Source organism: Collimonas pratensis (assembly GCF_001584185.1).
In the GTDB taxonomy this organism is placed as follows: Bacteria; Pseudomonadota; Gammaproteobacteria; order Burkholderiales; family Burkholderiaceae_D; genus Collimonas; species Collimonas pratensis.
The window spans coordinates 1,069,364-1,096,257 of the sequence record NZ_CP013234.1 but is presented as its reverse complement, the minus strand read 5'-3'; the positions used below and the strand labels follow the sequence as shown (position 1 = coordinate 1,096,257).

At 58.9% G+C, this 26,894-nt stretch carries 26 protein-coding genes and 1 other RNA gene; 14 read left to right on the top strand and 13 right to left on the bottom strand.

Translation table 11 applies throughout. The annotated features are described in order from the left end of the window. Positions 1 to 10: 10 nt before the first annotated feature. Positions 11 to 1,327, top strand: coding sequence for a D-amino acid dehydrogenase (locus CPter91_RS04950; RefSeq protein WP_061937716.1), 1,317 nt, complete (start codon positions 11 to 13; stop codon positions 1,325 to 1,327). 149 nt (positions 1,328 to 1,476) lie between these two features. Here the strand turns inward: CPter91_RS04950 and CPter91_RS04945 are convergent, their stop codons facing one another. Beyond that, positions 1,477 to 1,986, bottom strand: a complete 510-nt coding sequence (locus CPter91_RS04945; RefSeq protein WP_061937713.1) for an Lrp/AsnC family transcriptional regulator — start codon at positions 1,984 to 1,986, stop codon at positions 1,477 to 1,479. A gap of 198 nt (positions 1,987 to 2,184) precedes the next feature. On the opposite strand from CPter91_RS04945, the gene CPter91_RS04940 reads away from it, so the two are divergent. From CPter91_RS04940 to CPter91_RS04930, 3 genes are all read left to right on the top strand, one after another. Continuing rightward, on the top strand, positions 2,185 to 3,333 hold the full coding sequence (locus CPter91_RS04940; protein WP_061937710.1) for a branched-chain amino acid ABC transporter substrate-binding protein: 1,149 nt from the start codon (positions 2,185 to 2,187) through the stop codon (positions 3,331 to 3,333). Positions 3,334 to 3,612: 279 nt separating this feature from the next. Beyond that, entirely contained in the window at positions 3,613 to 4,758 is a 1,146-nt protein-coding gene (locus CPter91_RS04935) for a branched-chain amino acid ABC transporter substrate-binding protein (RefSeq protein ID WP_417924840.1), read from the top strand. A gap of 273 nt (positions 4,759 to 5,031) precedes the next feature. Further along, complete coding sequence (locus CPter91_RS04930) at positions 5,032 to 6,159, top strand: branched-chain amino acid ABC transporter substrate-binding protein (protein WP_061937704.1); 1,128 nt, start codon at positions 5,032 to 5,034, stop codon at positions 6,157 to 6,159. 145 nt (positions 6,160 to 6,304) lie between these two features. Here the strand turns inward: CPter91_RS04930 and CPter91_RS04925 are convergent, their stop codons facing one another. After that, complete coding sequence (locus CPter91_RS04925; RefSeq protein WP_061937701.1) at positions 6,305 to 6,610, bottom strand: c-type cytochrome; 306 nt, start codon at positions 6,608 to 6,610, stop codon at positions 6,305 to 6,307. 163 nt (positions 6,611 to 6,773) lie between these two features. Between CPter91_RS04925 and CPter91_RS04920 the strand changes: the two genes are divergently transcribed. The 4 genes from CPter91_RS04920 (at position 6,774) to CPter91_RS04905 (ending at position 10,529) form a co-directional block, all read left to right on the top strand. Then, a complete protein-coding gene (locus CPter91_RS04920) occupies positions 6,774 to 7,013 on the top strand; it encodes a TIGR04438 family Trp-rich protein (protein WP_061937698.1) in 240 nt (79 codons plus the stop codon). Positions 7,014 to 7,151: 138 nt separating this feature from the next. Continuing rightward, the gene (locus CPter91_RS04915) at positions 7,152 to 8,045 is read left to right on the top strand and encodes a LysR family transcriptional regulator (protein WP_061937695.1); all 894 of its coding nucleotides are present in this window, start codon (positions 7,152 to 7,154) and stop codon (positions 8,043 to 8,045) included. A 3-nt stretch (positions 8,046 to 8,048) separates the two neighbouring features. Further along, positions 8,049 to 8,903, top strand: a complete 855-nt coding sequence (lgt, locus tag CPter91_RS04910; protein ID WP_061937692.1) for a prolipoprotein diacylglyceryl transferase — start codon at positions 8,049 to 8,051, stop codon at positions 8,901 to 8,903. A gap of 78 nt (positions 8,904 to 8,981) precedes the next feature. Next, positions 8,982 to 10,529, top strand: a complete 1,548-nt coding sequence (locus CPter91_RS04905) for a malonate--CoA ligase (RefSeq protein ID WP_061937689.1) — start codon at positions 8,982 to 8,984, stop codon at positions 10,527 to 10,529. Here CPter91_RS04905 and CPter91_RS04900 read toward each other — a convergent pair. The 5 genes from CPter91_RS04900 to CPter91_RS04880 all read right to left on the bottom strand — a co-directional run bounded on the left by CPter91_RS04900 (position 10,519) and on the right by CPter91_RS04880 (position 12,466). Beyond that, positions 10,519 to 10,980: an EVE domain-containing protein gene (locus CPter91_RS04900; RefSeq protein ID WP_061937686.1), complete on the bottom strand. Its 462-nt coding sequence runs from the start codon at positions 10,978 to 10,980 to the stop codon at positions 10,519 to 10,521. The two genes, CPter91_RS04905 and CPter91_RS04900, sit on opposite strands and share 11 nt — an antisense overlap. Before the next feature lie 106 nt (positions 10,981 to 11,086). Beyond that, positions 11,087 to 11,267, bottom strand: a non-coding RNA gene (gene ssrS / locus CPter91_RS04895) — 6S RNA. A gap of 67 nt (positions 11,268 to 11,334) precedes the next feature. After that, positions 11,335 to 11,646 (bottom strand): cell division protein ZapA, encoded by a 312-nt coding sequence (locus CPter91_RS04890; RefSeq protein WP_061937683.1) that lies wholly within the window; start codon positions 11,644 to 11,646, stop codon positions 11,335 to 11,337. Next, entirely contained in the window at positions 11,643 to 11,888 is a 246-nt protein-coding gene (gene zapB, locus CPter91_RS04885; protein ID WP_061937680.1) for a cell division protein ZapB, read from the bottom strand. Before zapB ends, CPter91_RS04890 begins: the two co-directional genes overlap by 4 nt. 68 nt (positions 11,889 to 11,956) lie before the next feature. Continuing rightward, complete coding sequence (locus CPter91_RS04880; RefSeq protein WP_061937676.1) at positions 11,957 to 12,466, bottom strand: FUSC family protein; 510 nt, start codon at positions 12,464 to 12,466, stop codon at positions 11,957 to 11,959. A 215-nt stretch (positions 12,467 to 12,681) separates the two neighbouring features. Between CPter91_RS04880 and CPter91_RS04875 the strand changes: the two genes are divergently transcribed. Further along, positions 12,682 to 13,899 (top strand): lactonase family protein, encoded by a 1,218-nt coding sequence (locus CPter91_RS04875; RefSeq protein WP_061937673.1) that lies wholly within the window; start codon positions 12,682 to 12,684, stop codon positions 13,897 to 13,899. 1 nt (position 13,900) lies between these two features. On the opposite strand, the gene CPter91_RS04870 is transcribed toward CPter91_RS04875, so the two are convergent. The 6 genes from CPter91_RS04870 to CPter91_RS04845 form a co-directional block, all read right to left on the bottom strand. Beyond that, on the bottom strand, positions 13,901 to 14,125 hold the full coding sequence (locus CPter91_RS04870; protein ID WP_061937670.1) for a formate dehydrogenase subunit delta: 225 nt from the start codon (positions 14,123 to 14,125) through the stop codon (positions 13,901 to 13,903). Between the two features lie 38 nt (positions 14,126 to 14,163). Beyond that, the gene (gene fdhD / locus CPter91_RS04865) at positions 14,164 to 14,985 is read right to left on the bottom strand and encodes a formate dehydrogenase accessory sulfurtransferase FdhD (RefSeq protein WP_061937666.1); all 822 of its coding nucleotides are present in this window, start codon (positions 14,983 to 14,985) and stop codon (positions 14,164 to 14,166) included. Between the two features lie 18 nt (positions 14,986 to 15,003). Further along, positions 15,004 to 17,871, bottom strand: a complete 2,868-nt coding sequence (fdhF, locus tag CPter91_RS04860; protein WP_061937663.1) for a formate dehydrogenase subunit alpha — start codon at positions 17,869 to 17,871, stop codon at positions 15,004 to 15,006. Between the two features lie 146 nt (positions 17,872 to 18,017). Beyond that, positions 18,018 to 19,580: a formate dehydrogenase beta subunit gene (locus CPter91_RS04855; protein WP_061937660.1), complete on the bottom strand. Its 1,563-nt coding sequence runs from the start codon at positions 19,578 to 19,580 to the stop codon at positions 18,018 to 18,020. Further along, positions 19,577 to 20,086 (bottom strand): formate dehydrogenase subunit gamma, encoded by a 510-nt coding sequence (locus tag CPter91_RS04850; RefSeq protein ID WP_061945842.1) that lies wholly within the window; start codon positions 20,084 to 20,086, stop codon positions 19,577 to 19,579. The genes CPter91_RS04855 and CPter91_RS04850 overlap by 4 nt, the downstream gene beginning before the upstream one ends. A 273-nt stretch (positions 20,087 to 20,359) precedes the next feature. Then, entirely contained in the window at positions 20,360 to 21,997 is a 1,638-nt protein-coding gene (locus CPter91_RS04845) for an OFA family MFS transporter (RefSeq protein WP_061937657.1), read from the bottom strand. Between the two features lie 146 nt (positions 21,998 to 22,143). On the opposite strand from CPter91_RS04845, the gene CPter91_RS04840 reads away from it, so the two are divergent. The 5 genes from CPter91_RS04840 to CPter91_RS04820 all read left to right on the top strand — a co-directional run bounded on the left by CPter91_RS04840 (position 22,144) and on the right by CPter91_RS04820 (position 26,833). Then, positions 22,144 to 23,220, top strand: coding sequence for a substrate-binding domain-containing protein (locus CPter91_RS04840; RefSeq protein ID WP_061937654.1), 1,077 nt, complete (start codon positions 22,144 to 22,146; stop codon positions 23,218 to 23,220). A 271-nt stretch (positions 23,221 to 23,491) separates the two neighbouring features. Next, positions 23,492 to 24,277, top strand: a complete 786-nt coding sequence (locus CPter91_RS04835) for a basic amino acid ABC transporter substrate-binding protein (protein WP_061937651.1) — start codon at positions 23,492 to 23,494, stop codon at positions 24,275 to 24,277. Between the two features lie 13 nt (positions 24,278 to 24,290). Next, on the top strand, positions 24,291 to 25,076 hold the full coding sequence (locus CPter91_RS04830; RefSeq protein ID WP_061937648.1) for a basic amino acid ABC transporter substrate-binding protein: 786 nt from the start codon (positions 24,291 to 24,293) through the stop codon (positions 25,074 to 25,076). A gap of 61 nt (positions 25,077 to 25,137) precedes the next feature. Further along, positions 25,138 to 25,932: a basic amino acid ABC transporter substrate-binding protein gene (locus tag CPter91_RS04825; protein WP_061937645.1), complete on the top strand. Its 795-nt coding sequence runs from the start codon at positions 25,138 to 25,140 to the stop codon at positions 25,930 to 25,932. 157 nt (positions 25,933 to 26,089) lie between these two features. After that, positions 26,090 to 26,833 (top strand): amino acid ABC transporter permease, encoded by a 744-nt coding sequence (locus CPter91_RS04820; protein WP_061937642.1) that lies wholly within the window; start codon positions 26,090 to 26,092, stop codon positions 26,831 to 26,833. The last annotated feature ends 61 nt before the right edge of the window (positions 26,834 to 26,894 follow it).

Below are 26,894 nucleotides of genomic sequence, written 5' to 3'. Positions count from 1 at the left end.
TGGAGATGAGATGAAAGTAATTGTATTGGGCGCTGGTGTAATCGGAACCTCTTCTGCATGGTTCCTGAATAAGGAAGGTCACGACGTCACCGTGATCGAACGCCAGCCTGGCGCCGCCCAGGAAACCAGTTTTGCCAACGGCTGCCAGATTTCGGTATCGCATGCCGAGCCTTGGGCCAATCCGCAAGCGCCGTTGAAGGTCTTGAAATGGCTGGGGCAGGAAGACGCTCCTTTGCTGTACCGCTTCCGTCCGGAATGGCTGCAATGGAAATGGGCGCTCAACTTCCTGCGCGAATGCACACCGGCGCGCACCAATGACAATATCCGCCAGATCGTCGCCATCTGCGAATACAGCCGCCAGACCTTGCAGGCGGTACGCGCCGACACCGGCGTCGACTACGATTGCCTGACGCGCGGCATCCTGCACTTCTATACCGACCAAAAAGAATTCGATATCTCGCTGCCGGCTGCGCAACTGATGCGCGACCTCGGTTGCCCGCGCGATTCGATCAGCGCCGATGAAGTGGTAAAAATCGAACCGGCGCTGGCGCGCATCCGCGACAAGATCGTCGGCGGCGACTTTACCGCCACCGACGAATCGGGCGACGTTTACAAATTCACATCGGGCCTGGCCGCCAAGGCTGCCGAAGCCGGCGTCAACTTCCAGTACAACACCAGCGTCACCCGCCTGCTCACCGAAGGTAGCGGCGCCGGCGCCAAGATCACCGGGGTTGAAATCATCAATGCCGACGGCCGCCACGAAGTGCTGCATGCCGATGCTTTCGTGGTCGCCATGGGCAGTTTCTCAACGCCACTGCTGAAACCGCTCGGCATCGACCTGATGATCTATCCAGGCAAGGGCTATTCGGCGACCTACCAGATCACCAATCCGGACGCGGCGCCGAGCGTATCGCTGACCGACGACGGCTACAAGCTGGTGGTGTCGCGCCTGGGCGACCGCCTGCGCGTGGCTGGCACTTGCGAGCTGAACGGCTACACGCGTGAGCTCAACACTACCCGCTGCGAAGCGATCACGCGCCGCACGCGCGAACTGTTCCCGGACGGCTGCGATTACGACAATCCGGTCTACTGGACCGGCCTGCGGCCGATGACGCCTTCCAACGTGCCCTATATCGGCAAGAGCAAGATCAGCAACCTGTTCCTCAATACCGGCCACGGTACGCTCGGCTGGACCATGGGTTGCGGCTCAGGGCGCGCCATCGCCGAGATCGTCTCGGGACGCCGGCCGGAAGTCGATTTCGCCTTTACCGGCATGCCGCGGCAAGCGCCGCAGCCGCTGATACTGCCGCGTCCGCTGCAAGCCTGAACCAATTGATCGCCTGACCGCCCACACGGGCAATCCCATGAAAAGACCGATGCTGTCGCCAGCACCGGTCTTTTTTTTCGCCCACGCAGACATGGCGCGCTTTTTGCTCAGCTGTATTCAGGAAGCGGCAAGCGCACTGTTGCAGTGCATCACTTCACCGAGCGCACTTCCACCGTCGCCGCTTTTTCGTCGAAGGCAACCCGGGTCACGAACTTGGCGCGCTTCATCGGAAAACGCGACTGGAAATGGCGCACGTTGCCGGAACCTGAAATGACCCGGCGCACAAATTGATAGTAAGCATCCATGTCGATCACGTGCACCACCAGGAAGTAGTCGTAGTCGCCGGAAACGAAATAGCATTGCATGACCTCGGCTTCTTTGTTCATGCGCAGTTCGAACTCCTGCATGTGCTCGTCGGACTGGTGGTTCAGAGAGATTTCGAGGAAGGCCAGCATGCCGTAGCCGAGCGCGAAGGGATCGACCAGCGAGACGTCGGCGCTGATGATGCCGGCCTCGCGCAGGTCGCGCAGGCGGCGCAGGCAGGTGGGTTGGGAAATGTGCGCTTTGTCGGCCAGGGTGCGGGTCGGCATCTGATTGTCGCGCTGCAACAAATTGAGCAACTTGCGGTCGACTTTATCTAGGGTGTGATGTTTGCTCATGCCGGGGGATCAGGGGCTGCTGCTGCCGTGTTAAGAATTCGCAAAAACCGCTATGCGAAGCGTTTTTTATGTTGTAACGTTGCTCTATTCGGATAAGCCTGACTATATTTTCAGACTGATCCGAGTAAATAATAAATAAGCAGCGGACGGTGAAACTGTAACTAGATTGTTTTATTTTAAATCCTCAGGAGGATATTCATGCAGAACAAGATCAAAATGATTCCGTTGGCTGGCGCAATTGCAATGGCTTTCGCCTTTGCCGGTCCGGTTTCGGCACAAGAAGTCATCACCATCGGCCAGGTCAGCCCGCTCACGGGTCCTAACGCCCACATCGGCAAGGACAATGAAAACGGCGCCACCATGGCGATCGAGGAACTGAATGCCAAGGGCACCAAGATCGGCGGCAAGCCAGTGAAATTCGTACTGGCTTCCGAGGACGACGCTTCCGATCCTAAGCAAGGTACTGCCGCTGCCCAGAAACTGGTGGACGCCAAGGTCAAGGGTATTATTGGCCACATGAACTCCGGCACCACCATTCCAGCATCGAAAATCTATCACGATGCCGGCATCCCGCAAATCTCGCCTTCCGCCACCAATCCTAAGTACACCCAGCAAGGCTTTGACACTGCGTTCCGCGTAGTCGCCAACGACGGCCAACTGGGCGGCACCCTGGGTCGTTACGCCATCAACACCCTGAAAGCCAAGAACATTGCGGTCATCGATGACCGTACTGCTTACGGCCAAGGTGTGGCTGAAGAGTTCACCAAGAGCGCCAAGAAAGCCGGCGGCACTATCGTTGCAACGCAGTTCACCAACGACAAGGCGACCGATTTCAACGCAATTCTGACCTCGATCAAGTCCAAGAATCCTGACCTGATTTTCTTCGGCGGCATGGATGCTGTCGGCGGCCCGATGCTGCGCCAGATGGACCAGCTGGGCATCAAGGCCAAGTTCATGGGCGGCGACGGCCTGTGTACAACTGAGCTGGCCAAGCTGGCCGGCGCAGGCTTGAAAGACGACCAAGTGGTTTGCGCTGAAGCCGGCGGTGTGCCGGATGCAGGCAAGGCAGCGCTGGAAGCCTTCAAGGCCGCTTACCAAAAACGCTTCAACCAGGAAGTCGTGATCTACGCACCGTATGAATACGATGCGTTGATGACCATGGTGGCTGCGATGGAAAAAGCCGGTTCGTCGGATCCTAAGAAATACCTGCCGGAATTGGCCAAGATCCACTACAAGGGCGTGACCGGTGAAATCTCGTTCGATCCTAAGGGCGACATCAAGGATGGTTCGCTGACTTTGTACACTTACAAAGACGGCAAACGCACTCTGCTGACCGTGACAAAATAATCGTCGCACGCAGCTCATAGAAAGCGCTCCGGTTTCCGGGGCGCTTTTTTTTTGCCTGCCTGGATTCTCCCGGCATCGCCCTCTCCTCTCCGTCAACGATCGCCGCCGCACGCAATCCTGCTGCACACTGCATGGCGCAATCTCCTCATCAGGTGCAAGGATATTGTCTAAAAGACTTTGAGAAGATTTTTTTCTGTTGTAACGTTTACATGCTCCGCGCCATCAAGCCGGAAAAGCTTTCATTGACCTTATCAAATCCTCAGGAGGAAACACGTGCAGATGAAGAACAAAATGTTGCCGTTGGTTGCAGCAATCGCATTGGCCTTGAGCGCTACCGGCGCCGCCCATGCGGAAGATCAAGTCGTCAAGATCGGCCATGTCGGCCCGGTGACCGGCCCCTCGGCCCACCTCGGCAAAGACATGGAAAACGGCGCCAAGATGGCGGTCGAAGAATTGAACGCCAAGGGTGTCACCCTGGGCGGCAAGAAGGTCAAGTTCGTGCTGCTGGCGGAAGACGATGCGTCCGATCCGAAGCAAGGCACGGCAGCAGCGCAGAAACTGGTCGACGCCAAGATCGACGGCGTCATCGGCCATCTGAATTCCGGCACCACCATCCCGGCCTCGAAGATTTACTACGATGCCGGCATTCCGCAGATTTCGCCGGCAGCCACCAGCCCTAAATACACCCAGCAAGGCTTCAACAGCGTGTTCCGTGTCGTCGCCAACGACGGCCAGCTGGGCGGCACCCTGGGCCGCTATGCAGCGAATACGCTGCATGCCAAGAATATCGCCGTCATCGATGACCGCACTGCCTACGGCCAAGGCGTGGCGCAAGAGTTCGCCAAGGGCGCCAAGGCGGCCGGCGCTAGCATCGTGGCGACCCAGTTCACCAACGACAAGGCGACCGACTTCAACGCCATCCTGACCTCGATCAAGGCCAAGAATCCGGACGTGATCTTCTTCGGCGGCATGGATGCAGTGGCCGGTCCGATGCTGCGCCAGATGAAGGCGCTCGGCATCAAGGCCAAGTTCATGGGCGGCGATGGCATGTGCACGGCGGAGCTGGGCAAGCTGGCCGGTGATGGCCTGAGCAATGACCAGGTGGTGTGCGCAGAAGCCGGCGGCGTGGAGGAATCGGGCAAGAAAGGCCTGGAGGATTTCAAGGCAGCCTTCCTGAAGAAATACCGCAGCGAGGTGAAACTGTACGCGCCCTACTCCTATGACTCGGTGATGACCATGGTGGAAGCGATGCAGAAAGCCAATTCCGCCGATCCGAAAAAATACCTGCCGGAACTGGCGAAGATCCACCACAAGGGCGTGACCGGCATGATCGCCTTTGATCCAAAGGGCGACATCAAGGATGGCACGCTGACTTTGTACACCTACAAGGATGGCAAGCGGACCTTGTTGACAGTCACCAAATAAACCATCGCAGCATCTTTGCAGAAGCGCCCCGCCCGCAAGGCCGGGGCGCTTTTTTCATGCGTTCTGTTTCCGTGGGTCCAGCAGCTTACGCATATCATTCTGCCGAATTGATAAAAAAGCATATAAATGCCCTTTGCGCTGCCCCTGGATTGTTGTAACGTTTAACTCCCTCAAGACAGTCCGAACTACTTGTAAAAGCCGGCTGTCTAAAAACTGCATTTTTAATAATACCGTTGCAAATCCTTAGGAGGAAATCTGGTGCACACTACAAAAATGATGCCATTGGCTGCCGCTATCGCCTTGTCCCTGGCCGCTTCGGCGCATGCGCAGGAGCAAGTGGTCAAGATCGCCCACGTTGGCCCGATCACCGGCCCTATCGCCCATATCGGCAAGGACAATGAAAACGGCGCCCGCATGGCGATCGAAGCACTGAATGTTCAGGGCATCACGCTGGACGGCAAGAAAACCCGCTTCGTGCTGGTGGCGGAAGACGATGCATCCGATCCGAAACAGGCTACCGCCGTCGCCCAGAAGCTGGTCGACGCCAAGGTTGCCGGCGTCATCGGCCACGTCAATTCCGGCACCTCGATCCCGGCATCGAAGATCTATTACGATGCCGGCATCCCGCAGATTTCGCCTTCCACCACCAGTGCCAAATATACGCAGCAAGGCTTTAACACCACCTTCCGCGTAGTCGCCAACGACAGCCAGCTGGGCGGCGCCCTCGGCCGCTATGCGGCCAACACGCTGCATGCCAAGACCGCAGCAGTGATCGACGACCGCACTGCCTACGGCCAGGGCCTGGCGGAAGAATTCAGCAAGGCGGCGAAAGCGGCCGGCATGACCATCGTCTCCAGCCAGTTCACCAACGACAAGGCGACCGACTTCAACGCCATCCTCACGTCATTCAAGGCGAAGAAACCGGACGTCGTGTTCTTCGGCGGCCTGGATGCCGGCGCCGGCCCGATGCTGCGCCAGATGAGAGCGCTCGGCATCAAGGCCAAGTTCATGGGCGGCGACGCCATCTGCACTTCCGATCTGCCGAAACTGGCAGGCGACGGCATCAGCAACGACCAGGTGATCTGCGCCGAAGCGGGTGGCGTGGAGGAAGCGGCCCGCAAAGGCCTGAACGACTTCAGGACCGCATACAAGATCAAGTACGGCAAGGATGTAGTGATCTATGCACCGTATACCTACGATGCCTTGATGACAATGGCGGATGCGATGCAAAAAGCCAAATCGGCCGATCCGAAAAAGTACCTGCCGGAACTGGCGAAAATCCAGCACAAGGGCGTGACCGGCATGATCGCGTTTGATCCAAAGGGCGATATCAAGGACGGCACCATCACCTTGTACACCTACCGCGGCGCCATGCGCAGTCAGTTGGCTGTGACCAAATAAGGCGTTCCCGGCCATCTTGAAAAGCGTCCTGCGGGACGCTTTTTTATTGCAGCCGAATTGGCGGGCGTAAAAAAGCGCCCACATGTGAGCGCTTTTCTTGTCGGCATTGCCTGCCGCAATGCCGGACCGGGCTGCTGCCGCCTCCTTACTTCTGCGACAGAATCCACTTCACCAGCGTATGCGCTTCGGCCTCGGTGACTTGCGGATTGGCCGGCATCGGGATGGCGCCCCAGGTGCCGGTGCTGCCCTTCAGGACTTTTTGCACCAGCATGTCTTCGTCTTTTGCAGAAAACTTGGCTGCAACGTCTTTATATGCAGGTCCGACCACCTTGTTGGCTACCGAGTGGCATGCCAGACAGTTCTTGGCCTTTGCCAGATCCAGACCGGCGTCAGCCAGAGCAGAACCCGATGCCATTGCACCCAGCAATGCGCAGATCAACAAACGTTTCATTCTTATCTCCGTCAAAAAAATGTGACACCATTTTACCTGCCCTTGTGCATTGTCTCATATCCCGCAAACACCTACCTACATCAGGGATTCAACATATCAGAGCGACATCCGTTGACCACGGGCATCTTTCGCCCTATCCTTTCCGCAAAGAAAAGAGGATGCCATGCCACTGATTATCATTATCGTTTCACTAATAGCGTTAAAATACTTCGAGATCGGTGCGTTTTTCACCAATATGTCCTGGTGGTGGATAGCAGGTCTGATGGCCATCGCGTTCATCTGGTTTGAATTTCTCGAGCGCATGTTCGGCCTGGACAAGCGCAAGGCGCACGAAGAACTCGAGAAAATCAAGAAGGAACGCGTCAAGAAAACCTTCGACAAGAATAATCGCCCTGGCCGCTGAAACCGCGGCGCGCGCCAAGCAAAGCAAAGCAAAGCAAAGCAAAGCAAAGCAAAGCAAAGCAAAGCAAAGCAAAGCAAAGCAAAGCAAAGCAAAGCAAAAAGCCGGCTTCTACCCGGCTTTTTTATTAGGTAAGAATGAATGAATATAGAGCTGCGACAACTGCGCTATTTCGTGGCGGTGGCGGAAGAAAGGCATTTCGGCCGCGCCGCGCTGCGGCTGCACATGACGCAGCCGCCTTTGTCACAAGCCATCCAGGCGCTTGAAGCCGGTCTTGGCGCCGCCCTGTTCGCACGCACCAAGCGCAGCGTCGCTCTGACGCCGGCCGGGCTGGCGCTACTGCCGGAGGCGCAACGCCTGCTGCAGCAGGCCGCCACCCTGCCCGACCTGGTGCGGCGCGCAGCTTCCGGCGCCTCAGGCCTGCTCACGCTGTCCTTCGTTTCCACCGCCGACTACAGCATCCTGCCGCCTTTGCTGCGTTCTTTCCGCGAAACCTATCCGCAGGTACAGATCGATCTGCAGGAAGCCACCAGCGACCTGCAGCTGGCGCATCTGATGGAAGGCCGCATCGATGCCGGCCTGCTGATCCCGCCCTTGCCGGACAAAGCCAGGCTGGTGCTGGATTATCAGCCGGTGCTGTCCGAACCCTTGATGCTGGCGGCGCCAAGCGGCCTCAAGGCGCTGCGCGGCAAAGGCAGGATTGCCCTGAGCAGCCTGGCCGACATGCCCCTGATTATTTTCCCGCGCCGCATCTCGCCCGGCTTCCATGACACCATCCTGGGCTGCTTCCGCGCCGCCGGCGTCACCCCGCATATCGGCCAGGAAGCAATCCAGATGCAAACCATCGTCGGCCTGGTGTCGGCTGGCATGGGGATCGCGCTTGTGCCACAATCGGTGTCGAACCTGCAACGCCCGGGGGTCGACTATCGCGAATTGCAAGACCAGACGCCGCTGGTAGAGACCGGGCTGGCCTGGCGGCGCGATAATGCGTCACCTGTATTGCAAGCCTTTTTAGAATTATTAAGAAAGAAATAGAACATGCTGATCCACCCCTTACCCGATCCGATCGCCTTCTCCCTCGGCCCGCTGCATGTGCGCTGGTACGGCCTGATGTATCTGCTGGCCTTTATCCAGTTCATCTGGGTCGGCCGCATCCGTATCAAGCAGCCGCATATCGCCGCGGTCGGCTGGAAGAAGGAAGATATCGACGACATGCTGTTCTACGGCGTGCTGGGGGTAGTCATCGGCGGCCGCCTTGGCCAGGTGTTCTTTTACGATCCGGCCTACTATTTTTCACACCCGGCGGAAATCATCGCGGTGTGGAAGGGCGGCATGTCTTTCCATGGCGGCTTCCTCGGGGTCCTGATCGCCATGGCGTTGTGGGGCCGCAAGGCTGGCCGCAACCTGATGGACATCATGGATTTCATCGCGCCGATGGTGCCGCTGGGCTACGCTGCCGGCCGCCTCGGCAATTTCATCAACGGCGAACTGCCGGGCCGTGTGGTCTCCGACCCGTCATTGCCGTGGGCAATGATCTGGCCGAACGTGGATAACCTGCCGCGCCATCCGTCGCCGATCTACCAGATGCTGGTCGACGGCATCCTGCTGTTCATCATTCTCTGGCTGTTCTCGCGCAAGCCGCGGCCGCGCATGGCGGTGGCCGGCATGTTCTCGCTCCTGTACGGCTGCGCCCGCTTCTTTACCGAATACTTCCGCGTGCCGGACTATAACGTCACTTTCGGCGGCATCACGATTTCCGCCGGCCAGATGCTGTCGGTGCCGATGATCGTGCTGGGCATTATCCTGCTGTTCATCGCCTACCGCCATCCGCGCAAATATGCCGGCGCCGCCGACGCTCCGCCGGTCAAGGCTGCGAGCCCTGCCCCGACCTGACACACCAAGCCGCCGGTTGTTCCCGCTTTGCGGGATAGTACCGGCGGCGTTTGCCGAACGTCTTTTTCCAGTACCTCCATGACCGCCAATCTCTACGCTCTTTTCGCGTCGCATTTCCCTGCCGACAAAACCGCCTGCTGCATCGAAACCCATGACGGCCAGTACTACACCTGGGGTGATGTTGAGCGCGCCTCCGCCCGCATCGCCAACCTCTTCAGCAGTCTTGGTCTGCCGCCCGGTGCGCGGATCGCCGTGCAGGTCGAGAAATCGCCGGAAGCCTTGATACTGTACCTGGCGACGCTGCGCGCCGGCTTTGTCTACCTGCCGCTGAACACCGCCTACCGCAGCGCGGAAATCGAATACTTCATCGGCGATGCCGAACCTGCGGTATTCATCTGCTCGCCGAAGAACTTCGGCTGGGTGGCGCAAATTGCCTTCAAGGCCGGCACCCAGCACCTGTTCACGCTGGATGAAATCAGCAGCGGCAACCAGGGCCGCAATTCCGGCTCGCTGCTGGCGCGCGCCATGCATTTCCCCGACCATTTCGAGACCGTGGAAAACCAGGCCGACGACCTCGCCGTCATTTTGTACACCTCTGGAACGACCGGCCGCAGCAAGGGCGCCATGCTCTCGCACGGTAATATCGCCTCGAACGCTAAGGTGCTGCGGCAGTATTGGCACTGGCAAGCCGGCGACGTGCTGCTGCACGCACTGCCGCTGTTCCATATCCATGGCTTGCTGGTGGCAGCCAACGGCGCCCTGCTGAATGGCAGCAAGATGATTTTCCTGCCGAAATTCGACGCCTCCGAAGTCTGCCGCCAGCTGCCGCGCAGCACCATCTTCATGGGCGTGCCGACCTACTATGTGCGCCTGCTGGCCGACCAGGAATTCAATGCCCACGCTTGCCGCAATATTCGCCTGTTCGTGTCCGGTTCAGCGCCTTTGCTGGCCGATACCTTTGCCGAATTCGTTGCGCGCACCGGCCACACCATCCTGGAACGCTACGGCATGAGCGAAACCGCCATGCTGACTTCCAATCCCTATGACCGGGAGCGCCGCGGCGGCACTGTCGGCCACCCCTTGCCGGGCGTCTCACTGCGACTGGCCGGCAACGACGGCAGCAGCGTTAGCGGCGCCGGCGATATCGGCGATATCCAGGTGAAGGGTCCGAATGTATTCCAGGGTTACTGGCGCATGCCGGAAAAGACGGCGGAAGAGTTCACCGCCGACGGCTATTTCAAGACCGGCGATGTCGGCAAGTTCGACAGCGAGGGCTATCTGGCCATCGTCGGCCGCAGCAAGGACCTGATCATTTCCGGCGGCTACAACGTCTATCCGAAGGAAATCGAAAGCGCGCTCGATGATATCGACGGCGTGCTGGAATCAGCGGTGATCGGCATCCCGCACGCCGATTTCGGCGAAGCCGTGACGGCGGTCATTGTCAAGCGGCCGGACGCCAAGCTGACCACTGCCGACGTGATCGCGCTGATGAAAACCAGCATCGCCAACTTCAAGGTGCCGAAGCAAGTGTTCTTTGCCGATGAACTGCCGCGCAACACCATGGGCAAGGTACAAAAGAACCTGCTGCGCGAACACTATACTAGACAGGCCGCCGTTACGCCTTGAGCAGCTTGCCGATGTGGCGCCATTCGGCGGCGCTGACCGGCGTGATGGAGAGCCGGTTGCCGCGCCGCAGGATCTGCATTTCGGCCAGGGCTTCCTGGGCGCGCAGTTCGGCTAAAGGAATGAGCCGGGTTTTCTTGAGCGCCCTGACATCTACCAGCATCCAGCGCGGGTTTTCGCGCTCGGCCTTGGGATCGAAATATTTGCTCTTGGTATCGAACTGGGTATCGTCCGGATAGGGTGTGCTCGCCACTTCCGCCAGGCCGGCGATGCCCGGCACGGCGCAGCCGGAGTGGTAGAACAGTACGCCGTCGCCGACCTTCATCAGGTCGCGCATGAAATTGCGCGCTTGATAATTGCGCACGCCATACCAGGCAATCGTCTGTCCGGGCATGCCCAGCACATCGTCGATGCTGGCGTCGTCCGGCTCGGATTTCATTAGCCAATAATTCATGTGGTCTCTTTCCGCTGTTCTACAGGCATCGCAACAGGCCGCAAAAAACGCAAAAGCAAAGCCGCAAAAGAAAAAGCGGCTGCATGGTTATGCAACCGCTTCAGAATCAAGTCCCGCCTGTGCCGCTTTGTCGGCATCCTGAACCAAAGCGATTCAAGTTGGCCGCAGTTAGTTCAACTTCGGGCTCATCGGACTAGCGACGCTCACACCTGTCGAACAAAATTCCGCAGCCGGTGCGTATAAATGGTTCAAGGATTTTATGACAATCGCGAACACGGCAGGAGTGAGTAGTCTACTCCAAACAACTTCCAAGTCAAACCCCTTGCTACAAGTTTTTTCTTGGATTGCGCCGCCTCAGAACAGGTCTTCCTGGGCCGCCAGGGCGTCATCCAGCACGGTATGCATCGCTGCAATATTCTGCTTCACTTCCGACACCGTCAGCTCGGACAAGGGTCCCGAAGGCGCTTTGCTGCTCAATAATTCAGCAGCAATGCCGAGCGCGGCGATCACGGCGATGCGGTCATTGCCGCGAATCTTGCCGGCGTCGCGGATCGCCGTCATTTTACCGTCGAGGTAGCTCACCGCTTCCTGCAGGGCGTTTTCCTCGCCTTCCTTGCAGGACAGGGTATATGGCTGGCCCATGATGTTGACGCTTAACTGGCTCATGCAAGCTCCTTGTCCTGCGGCGATGACGGCAGTGCCGGAAATTTCTCAAGTAAGGCGGCAACGCGCTGATGCGCTTCGTCGATCCGCTGTTGTAATTCTGCATTCTGGCGCTGCAAGTCCTCGCTCTCGCTCTGCAAATCCTTGGCGCGCAGACGCAGTTCGACATTTTCGCGGCGCAGGGCGTGCGTCAGCTCGGCCAACTGGCCTATTTTTTCTGATAATTGATGGAATTCTGAAATCATTTTGTCACTATAGTGTTGCTTAGGAAATTACGTCAATAGATTCGATCAATCAATCTCGCGCTTGGTGATCAGCTCTTCACCGGCGCCAGACGTTTGAGCACGAAGCCGTAGGCCAATGATTGCAATAATGCCACGGTGCTGCCGGCGATCACTTCACCGACGCGCAATAGCGCATATTCAAGTTCCTGGTGCAGCCCCTTGCCGCCGATCGCCGCCGACATCAGGATCACCACGGTGGCAGGTCCCAGGCGCCAGTTGGCCGGATAGTTTTGCAACAGCATGGCAACCAGCACCGATACCGCCAGCGCAATCAGCAGGGACAGGAAGCCCGGGCCGAACAATACCAGCGCCAGGCAAGCCACCACGCAGCCGTTCAGGGTATTGATCAGGCGCGCCTTGAAACTGGCCTTGGCGAGGTTGATGTCCGGCTCGGTCACGATGATCAGCGAAATCATGGCCCAGTAAGGCTCCTGTAAACCCAGCGCGCGCAAGCCATACCAGGTGATCAGGGCGCCGGTAAGTATCTTGACCAGATAAACCAGCGCATTCTTTTTGGGACTGATGAACTGAAATTCCATTGATCCTGGCCTGTCGGTTTTAATACAGTGCGAGCGCCATTCTAGCCGAGAACCGGGATCGTCCGAAATTTTACGTTACATGACAACTGACGGCCGACCGGTCCAAGCGCCTCGTCCACCACATTTATGGATTGCCATTCTGGCTAGAAAACCCTATATTCATTCAACGAAATTATCCGCCGGGGCGCGCAAGCGCCCCGGCTATCGAGGAAACCATGCCGACGCCATTATCGATTTCCCGTCTATCCCGCCGGACGACGTTCTCCATCGCACTCACCGCCCTATTCTCCATGACCAGCCTGCCCCTCCAAGCCGAAACGCCAGCGACTTCCAGCCAGTTCGCTTATGTCGGGACATATAACCCTAACGGCGAAGGGGTGTATCTATTCAAGGTCGACGGCCAGTCCGGTGCGCTCATTCGGGCTGGCATTGCCAGCAGCCAGGCCAATCCGGCGCAGCTGACCACAGGCCAGGATGGCAAAACCTTGTACGTCGCCAGCGAAATCGCCAACTACAAGGATGGCAAGCACGGCAACGTGGCGGCGTATGCCGTCAACCGCACCGACGGTGCGTTAAGCAAGTTGAATGAGCAGGATTCGCAAGGCGCGACGCCAGCCTTCGTGACGCTCTCGGCGCAAGGGAAACATTTATTCGCGGCCAACTACGGCGGCGGCTCGGTGGCGGTGTTCCCGCTAGGGGCCGACGGCAGCCTGCAGCCGGCCTCATCGGTACAGCAAAGTAGCGGCGCCCCGGGCGCGCCCAAGCCGGAAGCGGCAGTCGTCGGCAGCTTTGCCGCCAGCGACCATAATGGCCCGCATGCGCATATGATCGCCAGCGACCCCAGCGGCCGCTTCGTGTTCTCCACCGACCTCGGGCTGGACCGCATCTACCAGTGGCGCTTCGATCAGGCCAGCGGCCGCCTGAGCCCGAACACGCCAGCGTTCATCCAGGCGTCCTCGGCCGGAGCCGGGCCGCGCCACTTCGTTTTTCATCCGAATGGCAAGTATGTGTATGTCATCAATGAAGAATCGTCGACGCTGACGCTGTATCACTTCGACCAGACCAAGGGTACTTTGGAGGAACAGGAGTCGGTCTCGACGCTGCCGAAGAATTACCAGGGAACGAATTTCGCCTCGGGCCTGATCTTGAGTCCCGACGGCCGCTTCGCCTATGTCGCCAACCGCTTGCGCAACAGCATTGCGCAGTTTGCCATCGGCGCCGAGGGACGGCTGACATGGATTGACGATACCTGGACCCGCGGCGATTATCCGCGCAGCATCGTCATCGGACCGCAAGGGCGTTTCATGTATGCGCTGAACCAGCGCAGCGACAACATCACCCAGTTCGCGATCGATAAAGAAAGCGGCAGGCTGGAATTCATCGACCGCTATACCGGGCTGGGCAGCCCGTCGCAGATGGTGTTCCTGCCGTAATCTATTTGAGAGTGGCGGCGTGCAGGCGGATGGCTTCCTGCACGAAAGGCATCAGTTCGGCGCCGCCTTCGTGGTCGACATAGGCCAGCAGTTCGCGCCGCATGCGCGGCTCCCAGCTGCGCTTCAGATGGGTGATCAGGTCCGTCATGGCTTGCGGACGGTCCGGCATGGTGTCAAAAAATGCGCCGATCTGATTCGCCATTTTCACCAGATGTTCCAGATTCATTGCGTCTACCTTTTCTGCTGCAAGACTGCGTTTAAAAACTAAGCTGGCGCCAGGCGCTGCGGATGGGCGTACACCACGTGGCCCGGCTGCCGCACGAAACCGAGCAAAGTAACGCCGGCCTGCTCCGCCAGCCGGATCGCCAGCGCAGTCGGGGCCGATACCGCGACGATGAAGCCGCAGCCCATGCTGGCTGCCTTCTGCACCATTTCATAACTGGCGCGGCTGGTGATCAGTACCGCGCCGCTGGCAAAATCCACCGGCGGATTTTGCTGCATCAGGCCGCCGATCAATTTGTCGAGCGCATTGTGGCGGCCGACATCTTCCCGTACTAGGCCGATATGTCCATCCGCTTGCAACCAGGCCGCGGCGTGCGTCGCTCCGGTAACCTGCTGCAAATGCTGCTGCTTTTGCATCTCCGCCATCGCAGCGTAAATCGCCGCTGCCGAAAAACGCGCATGCGATGCCACCGGCGCCGGCTTGCGCACTGCCTGCTGCAAGGTTTCAGCCCCGCACAAGCCGCAGCCGGTGCGGCCGGTCAGGTTGCGCCGCTTTTCCTTGAGCGCCACGAAGCGTTCCGTGGCGATCTGCATCTGCACCTGGATCCCGTCTTCCGCCGCGACAATCTCGCAATCGAACAGCTCGCTGCGATCCTGCAAAATACCTTCAGTCAGGGAAAAGCCCAAGGCAAAATCTTCCAGGTCGGCCGGCGAGGCCATCATCACCGCGTGCGAAATGCCGTTGTACTCCAGCGCCACCGGCACTTCTTCTGCCACCATATCGTGGCTGCGGCTGCTGACAGCGCCGTTACCCCAGCGCTCCACTGCCACCTCGGCGCTGCTGGCGTATTCTGGTAAGACCATGTGCTTTCCTCTGTACTGTTATTTGGTGACGGCCGCCTCCGTCCCGTGTTCAGGCTGCCCTTGCAGCAGTTTCAACTGCTGCTCGGTAAAGCGGCTGAACTGCTTCTGCCATGTGGACGGCTGACTGACCGGCAGCACCTGCACCGCGGTGACCTTGTATTCCGGGCAATTGGTGGCCCAGTCCGAATTATCGGTGGTGATCACGTTGGCGCCGGATTCCGGGAAGTGGAAGGTAGTGTAAACCACGCCCGGCTGCACCCGCTCGGTCACCGTCGCCCGCAGCACGGTCTGGCCGGCGCGCGATTCGATGCCGACCCAGTCGTCGTCCTTGATGCCGCGGTCCTCGGCATCGTGCGGATGGATCTCCAGCCGGTCTTCGCTATGCCATTCGACGTTCTCGGTGCGGCGGGTCTGGGCGCCGACATTATATTGCGACAAGATGCGGCCGGTGGTCAGGATCAGCGGGAATTTCAGCGTCACTTTTTCATCGGTGGCGAAGTACTGGGTATTGATGAACTTGCCCTTGCCGCGCACGAACTGGCCGATATGCATGATTGGCGTGCCTTGCGGCGCTTCTTCGTTGCACGGCCATTGCAGGCTGCCGGCCTGTTCCAGCTTGGCGTAGCTGACGCCATGGAAGGTCGGCGTCAGGGCCGCGATCTCGTCCATGATCTGCGATGGATGGGTGTAGTTCATCGGATAGCCCAGCGCATTCGACAACGCCACGGTCACTTCCCAGTCCGACTTCCCTGCCTTGGCCGGCATCACCTTGCGTACCCGCGAAATACGGCGTTCGGCGTTGGTGAACGTACCGTCCTTTTCCAGGAACGAAGAGCCTGGCAGGAATACGTGCGCATACTTGGCGGTCTCGTTGAGGAACAGATCCTGCACCACGATGCACTCCATCGCCGCCATGGCGGCTGTAACGTGCTGGGTGTTCGGATCCGACTGCACGATGTCTTCGCCCTCGCAGTAGAGCCCCATGAAGCTGCCGTCGAGCGCGGCATCGAACATGTTCGGAATGCGCAAACCCGGTTCCGGGCTGAGCGTGACGCCCCAGACCTGTTCAAACTCGCCGCGCACGGTGCTGTCGGATACATGGCGATAACCCGGCAGTTCATGCGGGAAGGAACCCATGTCGCAGGAGCCCTGCACATTGTTCTGGCCGCGCAGCGGATTGACGCCGACGCCCTCGCGGCCGACGTTGCCAGTCGCCATCGCCAGGTTGGCGATGCCGATCACCATGGTCGAACCTTGTGCATGTTCGGTGACGCCAAGGCCGTAGTAAATGGCGCCGTTGGCGGCGCTGGCATACAGGCGTGCGGCGCCGCGCAGCTGATCGGCCGGCACGCCGGTGATCTCGGCCGCGGCTTCCGGCGAGTGCTCAGGCCGCAGCACGAATTCCTTCCAGTCGGCATACGATTTCTGGTCGCAGCGTTCGGCGACGAAATCCGGCTTTTCCAAGCCTTCCGACAGGATCACATACGCCAGCGCAGTAATCAGCGCAACGTTGGTGCCCGGGCGCAGCTTCAGGTGGTAGGCAGCCTGCACATGCGGTGATTTAACCATGTCGGTAGTACGCGGATCAACCACGATCAGTTGCGCGCCCTGGCGCAAGCGACGCTTCATCTGCGAAGCAAACACAGGATGGGCGGCGACCGGATTGGCGCCGATCACCATGATGACATCAGCCTGCATGACCGAATCGAAGGTCTGGGTGCCGGCCGACTCGCCCAGCGTCTGCTTGAGACCGTAGCCGGTAGGTGAATGGCAAACGCGGGCGCAGGTATCGACGTTATTGTTGCCGAACGCCGCCCGCACCAGCTTTTGCACCAGATAGGTTTCTTCATTGGTGCAGCGTGAAGAAGTAATGCCGCCTATCGAATCCTTGCCGTACTTGGCCTGGATACGACGGAATTCGCCGGCCGCATAGGTGAGCGCCTCATCCCACGAGACTTCGCGCCATGGATCGGTGATCTTGCTGCGTATCATGGGCTTGGTGATGCGGTCCTTGTGGGTCGCATAGCCCCAGGCGAAGCGCCCCTTGACGCAGGAGTGGCCATGGTTGGCCTGGCCATCCTTGTGCGGCACCATGCGCACTACCTGGTTGCCTTTCATCTCGGCCTTGAAGGAACAGCCGACCCCGCAATAGGCGCAAGTGGTGATCGCGCTGTGCTCGGCCTGGCCCAGCATGATCACGGTCTTTTCAGTCAGGGTAGCGGTCGGACAGGCTTGCACGCAAGCGCCGCAGGAGACGCATTCGGAATCCATGAAATCCTGCATCTGGCCCGCCGACACGCGTGATTCAAAGCCGCGCCCATCGATGGTCAGCGCGAAAGTGCCCTGGGTTTCCTCGCAGGCCCGCACGCAACGGTTGCAGACGATGCACTTGGAGGGATCGTAGGTGAAGTAAGGATTCGATTCATCCTTCTTCATTTTCAGATGGTTCTCGCCTTCGTAGCCGTAGCGTACTTCGCGCAGGCCGGTGACGCCGGCCATGTCCTGCAGTTCGCAATTGCCGTTGGTCGGGCAGGTCAGGCAGTCGAGCGGATGGTCGGAAATGTAGAGTTCCATGACGCCGCGCCGGATATCGGCCAGCTTCGGCGTCTGCGTGCGTACCTTCATGCCGGGCTCGCACGGCGTGGTGCAGGAGGCCGGGTAGCCTTTGCGGCCGTCGATCTCCACCAGGCACAGGCGGCAGGACCCGAACGGTTCCAGGCTGTCGGTGGCGCAGAGCTTGGGGACGTTGATGCCGGCTTCGACCGCGGCCCGCATCACCGAAGTGCCGGCGGCGACTTCGACGTTGACGCCGTCGATTTCGAGGGTTACCAACTGCTTGGCGGTTTTGGCGGGAGTGCCGTAGTCGAGTTCGTTAAGCTGATTCATCACATACTCCTGGTTCCGACAAATTTGTTTATCCATCGCCGTGTAGGGTGGGCACCCGTGCCCACGCGTGACTTATGCACATCTACCGTCATGTTCCTACCGAGCGTCACGCGTGGGCAAAAAAACTTGCCCACCCTACGAATCCCTCAAGCGGCCTGGCCGAGTTCGCCCTTGCCGAAATCTTCCGGGAAATGATCGAGCGCCGACAGCACCGGCAGCGGCGTCATGCTGCCCATGGCGCACAGCGAGCCGTTGACCATGGTGTCGCACAGGTCGCGCAGCAGCTTGATCTGTTGTGGTTGCCCGGCGACGATCTTGTCGATCACCTCCACCCCGCGGGTCGAACCGATGCGGCAAGGCGTACATTTTCCGCAGGATTCGACCGCGCAGAATTCCATCGCGTATCTGGCCTGCTTCGCCATGTCGACGCTGTCGTCAAACACCACGATGCCGCCATGGCCCAGCATGCCGCCGACTGCCGCCATGGCTTCGTAATCGAGCTTGGTGTCGAACAGCGACGGCGGCAGATAAGGTCCCAGCGGACCGCCGACCTGCACTGCGCGGATCGGCTTGCCGCTGGCAGTGCCGCCGCCAAAGTCTTGCAGCAGTTCGCGCAGAGTCACGCCGAAAGCCTTTTCCACCAGCCCGCCGCGGCGGATATTGCCGGCCAGCTGCATCGGCAGCGTGCCCAGCGAACGGCCCATGCCGTAGTTCTTGTAGAAGGCCGCGCCGCGCGCCAGGATGATAGGCACCGAGGCCAGCGAGATCACATTGTTGATCACGGTCGGCTTGCCGAACAGACCCTCGATGGCGGGCAGCGGCGGCTTGGCGCGCACCACGCCGCGCTTGCCTTCCAGGCTTTCCAGCAGGGCGGTTTCTTCGCCGCAGATATAGGCGCCGGCGCCCTTGCGCACTTCCAGGTGGAAGCTGCTGGCTGAGCCGAGAATGTTGTCGCCGAGGTAGTTGGCGCTGTTCGCCGTGGCGATGGCCTGATTCAATGCCGCGATGGCATGCGGATATTCCGAGCGGACGTAGATATAACCGCGTGTGGCGCCCACTGCCAGCGCGGCAATCGTCATGCCCTCGATCAGCATGAAGGGATCGTCTTCCATCACCATGCGGTCGGAGAAGGTGCCGGAATCGCCTTCGTCGGCATTGCAGACGATGTATTTTTGCGCGGCGACGGTGGCGGCTACCGTCTTCCACTTGATCCCAGTCGGGAAAGCTGCGCCGCCACGGCCGCGCAGGCCGGAATCCAGCACTTCCTGCACCAGCGCCGCGCTTGGCATGGTCAGTGCGCGGCGCAAGCCGGCATAACCTTCATGGGCCAGGTAGTCCGGCAGCGACAGCGGGTCAGTGATGCCGACGCGGGCAAAGGTCAGGCGTTCCTGTTTTTTCAGATAAGGTATTTCTTCGACCAGCCCCAATGCCAGGCGATGCTGGCCGCCGTTGAGAAAATCCGCATCGAACAGCGCCGCTACATCTTCGCTTTCAACCGGACCGTAACCGATGCGTCCGGCCGCGGTCGCCACTTCAACCAGCGGCTCCAGCCAGAACATGCCACGCGAACCGTTGCGCACCAGGTTGATGCTGATGCCGCGCTGTGCCGCCTGCTGCGCAATGGCCGCGGCGACCTGTTCGGCGCAGAGCGCGAGCGCGGTCGAATCGCGCGGAACATAGACAGTGATTGAAGTGTTGGAAGCGCTCATTGCACACCTCGCTTGGCGCGCAACACGCGATTGAATTTGTCGCTGCTGACGCGAGCGTGCAAATCGTCATCGATCTGCATGTTCGGACCACAGGCGCACTGACCCAGGCAATACACCGGTTCCAGCGTAAACTGGCCATCGCTGCTGGTGCCGTGGAAATCGCAGCCGAGGGCAGCCTTGGCATGCGCCACCAGCGCATCGGCGCCGACCGCCTGGCACGCTTCGGCGCGGCAGATCTGCACAATGTGGCGGCCGGCCGGCTGCTGGCGGAAATGATGATAGAAGCTGATCACGCCGTGCACTTCGGCACGCGAGAGATTCAGCTCATCGGCGATCAACGGCACCACGGATGGCGGCACATAGCCGAGCGCATCCTGGATGGCATGCAGCACTGGCAGCATGGCGCCAGGCAGCGTCTTGAATTCTTGAATGATGGATCTGACCTGATTCAGGTCGACAGACGGGTCCGACGGCACAGCTTGCGGAACACTAGCTTCGATTTGCATCTTCACAACAGTCTCCTACCGGGATTCAGCACTACAAAAGGCGCTCCGATCGAATGCTGTTTTTATATACAGCGATGCATCCTGGTCAGCGTGCCGCGGTGTGTCTTGAAATCTGTGTTGCCATTACTGTTTTTATAGTTTTATCAAACTGCCTTGTTACCGGGACAGAGCAGTGCGCCACGCTGCGTTGGCTTGCACGCCCTGTCTCTTTACTACATGTACTACATGTGCTGCGTTTGTCTATTTAGTTGCCTATCCACTTGCCCTAAATACTTACTTGAACAGCACCGCCGATTTTTGCAAGGTGATCGAAATCCCCCAGATCAGCGGAATCACTACCGCTGCCCACGACAGCCACAGCAGCGCAGGATTGCCGCCGCTGCCGATGCTCGCCATGACTTCCGGCGGCAGCACTGCCTCGCCCTTGGCCGAAGCCTGCTCATGCGCCAGCTGCTTTTCGCGCGCCAGTTCTTCCGGCGTCATGAAATGCTTGGCGGCGATCGGGCGGATCATCAGGTTGCACAGCAAACCCAGTACCAGCATGCCTGCCAGGATGTACATGGTGGTGTTGTAAACCGATTCGCGCGGCATGCCGAGACCAAGCTGATACTCACGCATGTAGTTGACCACCACAGGCCCGAGAATCCCGGCGGTCGCCCAGGCAGTCAACAGACGGCCATGGATCGCGCCCACCATCTGCGTACCGAACAAGTCCGCCAGATAAGCCGGCACGGTAGCGAAACCGCCGCCGTACATCGACAAGATCAAGCACACCGCCCCCACGAACAACGCCACGTTGCCGCTTGCACCCGACCACGGCAGGCTCACGTACAACACGAAACCAAGTACAAAGAACACCACATACGTCATCTTGCGTCCGATGTAATCCGAGCAGGTAGCCCAGAAAAAGCGGCCGCCGATATTGAACAGGCTGATCAAGCCGGTAAAGCCGGCAGCAATCGCCGCAATCGCCTTCACCTGATCACCTGACAACTCAGAAAACTTTGCCGTCACGCCCAGCAAGTGACCGCCGAACATCTCTTGCAGCATCGGCGATGCCATGCCGATCACGCCGATACCTGCCGACACGTTCAGGCACAGCACCAGCCATACCAGCCAGAACTGCGGAATGCCCCAGACTTTGCTGGCGTGCACGTGGTTCTGGGTGATCATGGTATTGCCGTTGGCCACCGGCGGAGTCCAGCCGGCCGGCTTCCAGCCGCTAGGCGGAATCCGGTAGCCGAAGGCGCCAGCCATCATGAACACCAGATAAATCAAGGCCATCACCACAAACGTCTGCCACACGCCGACCGAGGTATCGGTGGCGAAATACTTCATCAACTTGTCCGCCAGCGGGCTGCCGATCAGCGCGCCGCCGCCAAAACCCATGATCGCCATGCCGGTCGCCATGCCGCGGCGGTCCGGAAACCATTTGATCAGGGTCGACACCGGCGAGATATAACCCAGTCCGAGGCCGACGCCGCCGATCAGGCCGGAACCGAGCCAGATCAGCCAGATCTGATGTTCATACACGCCCAACGCCGAGATCAGCAAGCCGCCGCACCAGCACAGCGCAGCCACGAAACCGGCCTTGCGCGGACCGACGTGTTCCAGCCAGCCACCCCAGATTGCCGCCGATGTTCCCAGCAAGACGAAGAACATGGTGAAAATCCAGCCCAGCATCGAAATCTTCCAGTCGCAATTGCTTGCGAATATTTCAGCCAAGAAACTCATGTCCTTGGCGCAAACTACCGATTCCTTGATCCCGATTGCCTTTGACAAGGGCAGCCAGAACACCGAGAAACCATAAGCCATGCCGATGCACAGATGTATCGCCAACGCCGCCGGCGGCACCAGCCAACGGTTGAATCCCGGACCTGCAATGGTCCGTTGTTTGTCTAAAAACCCCATCTAATTCCCCCGGAAATGAAAAAGTATTATATGTACCATAGGTAATTGCTTACATATAGTTTTATGTGTGAAATATTTTCATTTCCTTTACATGAACGAAAAATATCACTAGCAGCGCGCATACTCAATAGGCTATATTTTGCATAATGTTTAAAGTCAAAATCAAACCGCATTGGGAAATTTCACGCGACGCCGAGCAGCCGCTGGATACTGCCGTGCTATTGACATTGCTGACGGCAATCCAGGAAACCGGCTCGATCGCCAACGCCGCCAAGCAGATCGGCAGCTCTTACCGACATGCCTGGGGCTTGCTGCGCGAAGCGGAAAAGATGTTCGGCCATCCATTGATACAGACCGGACGCGGGCGCGGCAGTGAATTGCTGCCGCTGGCGGAAAAACTGATCTGGGCCGATCGCCGCATCGCCGCCCGGCTCTCGCCGACCTTGGAAAGCCTGGCTTCGGAGCTGGAGGGAGAACTGAGCAAGGCAGTCAGCGTCCAGCCGCAAGTAATCCGGCTCAACGCCAGCCATGGCTTTGCGGTGGCGGCATTGCTCAGCCAGTTGAACGAACAGCAGGTGCCGGTGGAACTGCGCTATCGCAACAGCGCGGACGCCGTGGCGGCGCTGGCGCGCGAGGAATGCGACCTGGCGGGCTTCCATGTGCCGCTGGGAGAGTTTGAAGAAGCGGCGGTGGCCGGCTACAGCCATTGGCTGGACAAGAACAAGCACTGCCTGATCCATCTGGCGGTGCGCAACCAGGGCTTGATGGTGGCGCCCGGCAATCCGAAACATATAGTCAGCCTGGCTGACCTCAGCCGCGACGGCGTGCTGTTCGTCAATCGCCAGCCGGGCTCCGGCACCCGCATGCTGCTGGAGCTGATGCTGTCGCGGCAAGGCTTGTCGCCGACCGCCATCGACGGTTTCGAGACTGCCGAATTCACGCACTCGGCGATTGCCGCCTTCATCGCCAGCGGCATGGCCGATGTCGGTTTCGGCGTGCAGACCGCCGCTGAACGCTTTGGGCTAGACTTCATTCCCCTGATCCGCGAACGCTACTTCTTTGCCGTGCCGATCAGCGTCATGAAGGATCCCTTGATGCAGCAAGTCATCGGCATCCTGCAGTCAGCCTCGTTCCGCGACATCGTCAACCAGCTGCACGGCTATGACGGCAAGGCCACCGGCGAGATCCTGCCGCTGGCCAAGGCATTCAAGAGCTTGCACTAGCGGCCACAGCAGCGGCGCTGTCCGGCGCGGATGCAGAGCACAGAAATTATTTCCACATAGCACTAACTATTGCCCGTCTTTATGCGCAATGATCTATATAAATCATTGTGGAATGCAAAGATGAATCTAAAATAGCGCATTATTTCCGATGAAGTTATCATTTGCGCAATTTTTTATCCGACAGCGCGGTCCCATGCGCCGAAGAAACCATGTGCTTGCCGACATGAATCGAAGAACCGAACACCTTACCGATATTTACAGGAGATATTCAATGAAACGAATTTTCAATCTGAGTCTGTGCGTACTGTCCGCTGCGCTGCTGCTGGCGGCCTGCGGCAAGCAGGAACCGAAAACCACGGCGGCGGCCGAACCCAAGGTCTACCTGGTCGGCGCCGAAGCGACTTTTGCACCGTTTGAATATCAGAATGAACAAAAGGAAATCGTCGGCTTCGATGTCGACGTCATGAACGCCATCGCCGACAAGGCCGGTTTCAAGATTAAGTTCGTCAACACGCCGTTTGAAGGCATCTTCAACTTCCTGGCGCAGGGCGACCGCGACCTGCTGGCGTCGGCCATTACCATTACCGACGAACGCAAGCAGACCGTCGACTTTTCCGAACCCTACTTCGAAGCGAACCAGCTGATCGTGGTGCCGAAGGATTCCAAGGTCGCCAAATTCGCCGACCTGAAGAACATGAAGGTCGGAGTACAAAGCGCCACCACCGGCGATGAAATCGTGCAGAAGGAACTAGGCAAGAGCAATCCGAACATCAAGCGCCTGGAATCGGCGACGCTGGTGATGAAGGAACTGGAAGGCGGCGGTGTCGAGGCAGTCGTCTCCGACAATGGCGTAATCAAGAACTACATCAAGAACAATCCTTCCGAAGGCTTCCGCTTCATCGCCGATCCGGAATTTCCTAAAGAGTATTACGGCATCGCCGTCAAGAAAGGCAATGCCGATCTGCTAGCCAAGGTCAACCAGGGACTGGCGGCGATCAAGGCCGACGGTACCTACGACAAGATTTACGCCAAGTATTTCGCCGACACTGCCAAATAAGCCGGGAGCCAACATGAAACAACGATATCTTCCCGCGCTGGCGCTGCTCTGCTCACTGATGATTCTGGCGGCATGCGGTAAAAAAGAAGACACTGCGGCCACTGCTGCGGCGCCCAAGGAATACGTGGTCGGCGCCGACGGCGCTTATGCCCCCTTCGCTTCCGAGAACGAACAGAAGGAACTGGTCGGCTTCGATGTCGAGATCATGAAAGCGGTGGCCGACAAGGCCGGCCTCAAGGTCAAGATCGTCAATACCCCTTTCGACGGCCTGTTCAACGCGCTGGCCCAGGGCGACCGCGACATCCTGATCTCCACCATCACAATCAACGACCAGCGCAAGCAAAGCATGGATTTCTCCGAGCCCTACTTCGTCGCCAAGCAATTGATCGTGCTGCCGGCTGATTCCAAGGTGACCAAGTTCGAAGACCTGAAAGCCCAGAAAATCGGCGTCCAGAGCGGCACCACCGCGGATGAAGCTGCGCAGAACCTGGTCGGCAAGAACAGCCCCAGCGTCAAGCGCTTCGAATCGATGCCGCTGGCGTTCCAGGAACTGGAAGGCGGCGGCGTCGACGCCGTGGTCGGCGACAATGGCGTGGTCACCAATTTCGTCAAGAACAATCCGGGCAAGAACTTCCGCATCGTCAACGATCCGGCTTTCCCCAAGGAGTACTACGGCATCGCGGTCAAGAAGGGCAACAGCGAACTGCTGGCCAAGCTCAACCACGGCCTGGAGCTGATCAAGGCAGACGGCACGCAAGACCGGATCTACAAGAAATATTTCGCCGACGAGAAGCTGTAAAGCCAGTTTCATTGCCGACATTGAATCCGCTCACCAGCCGATTAATTTTTGCGAGTACACCATGAAAAAAATGTTAAGCCGCTATCTGCCGCTGTACGCCCTGAGCTTCGGCCTGCTGGCCGTCGGCGCCTGCAGTAAGAAGGAAGAGGCGCCGGCCGCGGCTGCCAAGCAGACCCTGTACGTGGTCGGAGTGGAATCGGCTTATGCGCCGTTTTCCGCCGAAAACGAAAAAAAGGAAGTGGTCGGTTTCGATATCGACCTGATGAAGGCGATCGCGGCAAAGATCGGCATCGAGGTGAAATTCATCCCGACGCCGTTTGAAGGGATCTTCAACTTCCTGGCGCAAGGCGACCGCGACTTGCTGATTTCCGCCATCACCATCACCGACGAGCGCAAGCAGACGGTGGATTTTTCGACACCGTATTTCGAAGCCAGCCAGCTGATCGCCGTCCCCCAAGGCAATAGCGCGGTCAAGCAGTTCAGCGACCTGAAGAACCTGAAGATCGGCGTGCAAAGCGCCACTACCGGCGACGAAGTGGTGCAGAACCTGGTCGGCAAGAACAACCCCAGCATCAAGCGCTTCGATTCGACCACGCTGGCCCTGAAGGAATTGGAAAGCGGCGGCGTCGATGCCGTGGTGGCGGACGATCCGGTGGTGCGCAATTACATTACCAACAACCCCTCCGCCAGCTTCCGCGTGGTGACCGATGGCGGCTTCCCCAAGGAGTACTATGGCATTGCGGTACGGAAAGGCAACACCGAGCTGCTGGAGAAAATCAACAAGGGGCTGGCCGAGGTCAAGGCGGATGGCAGTTTCGACAAGATCAACCAGAAGTATTTTGGCAACGCCAAGTGAATGATGGCGGCGCGCAGACTGCCGTTTTTTGGCGGTCTGCGGCAACTACGGTATAATTTTCCGCTAATTTTTTAATATCCTTATGCGCAGCCTGCCGATTGCCGATCCCGGCTTGCGTGTCCGCCTTCATCCTCGCATCATTTCTTCTCAATAATTTATGGATTTCCGCTGGAGCATCATACAAGGCTACGCGCCGCTATTCGTCAAAGGCTTCTTCATGACGCTGCAGGTCGCCGTGATCAGTATCATCATCGGCACCATCCTCGGATTATTTCTAGGCATGCTACGCCTGGCTGAAGTCAAGCATGGACCATGGAAATGGCCCTTCCGCGTCGTCAAGGGCCTGGCCAGCTTCTACGTCGCCTTCTTCCGCGGCACGCCGCTGTTCGTGCAGATCCTGCTGATCCACTTCGCCGTCATGCCGGTGCTGATCCACCAGGACAACGGCTTGCTGATTTCCGGTGATCTGGCGCGCACCATCAAGCAAGACTACGGCGCCTTCATTTCCGGCGTGGTGGCCTTGTCACTCAATGCCGGCGCCTATATCTCCGAAATTTTCCGCGCCGGCATCCAGTCTATCGACCGCGGCCAGAGCTATGCCGCTTCCAGCCTCGGCATGGGCTACAAGGCGACCATGCGCTACGTGGTGCTGCCGCAAGCCTTCCGCCGCATGCTGCCGCCGCTCGGCAATGAAGCCATCACCCTGCTCAAGGATTCGTCGCTGGTATCCGCCATCGGCCTGGCCGAACTGGCATACGCGGCCAGGACCGTGGCCGGCGCCTACTCGCGCTACTGGGAACCGTACATCACCATTTCGGTGGTCTATTTCGCCATGACGATGATCCTGGCAACGCTGGTGGGCCGGCTGGAAAAGAAATACGCGGCGCCGCATCACCGCTGATCGATCTCCGCCTGGCGTTGAAAAGCCCTTGTCTTCTATCATGAAGCAAGGGCTTTTTTGT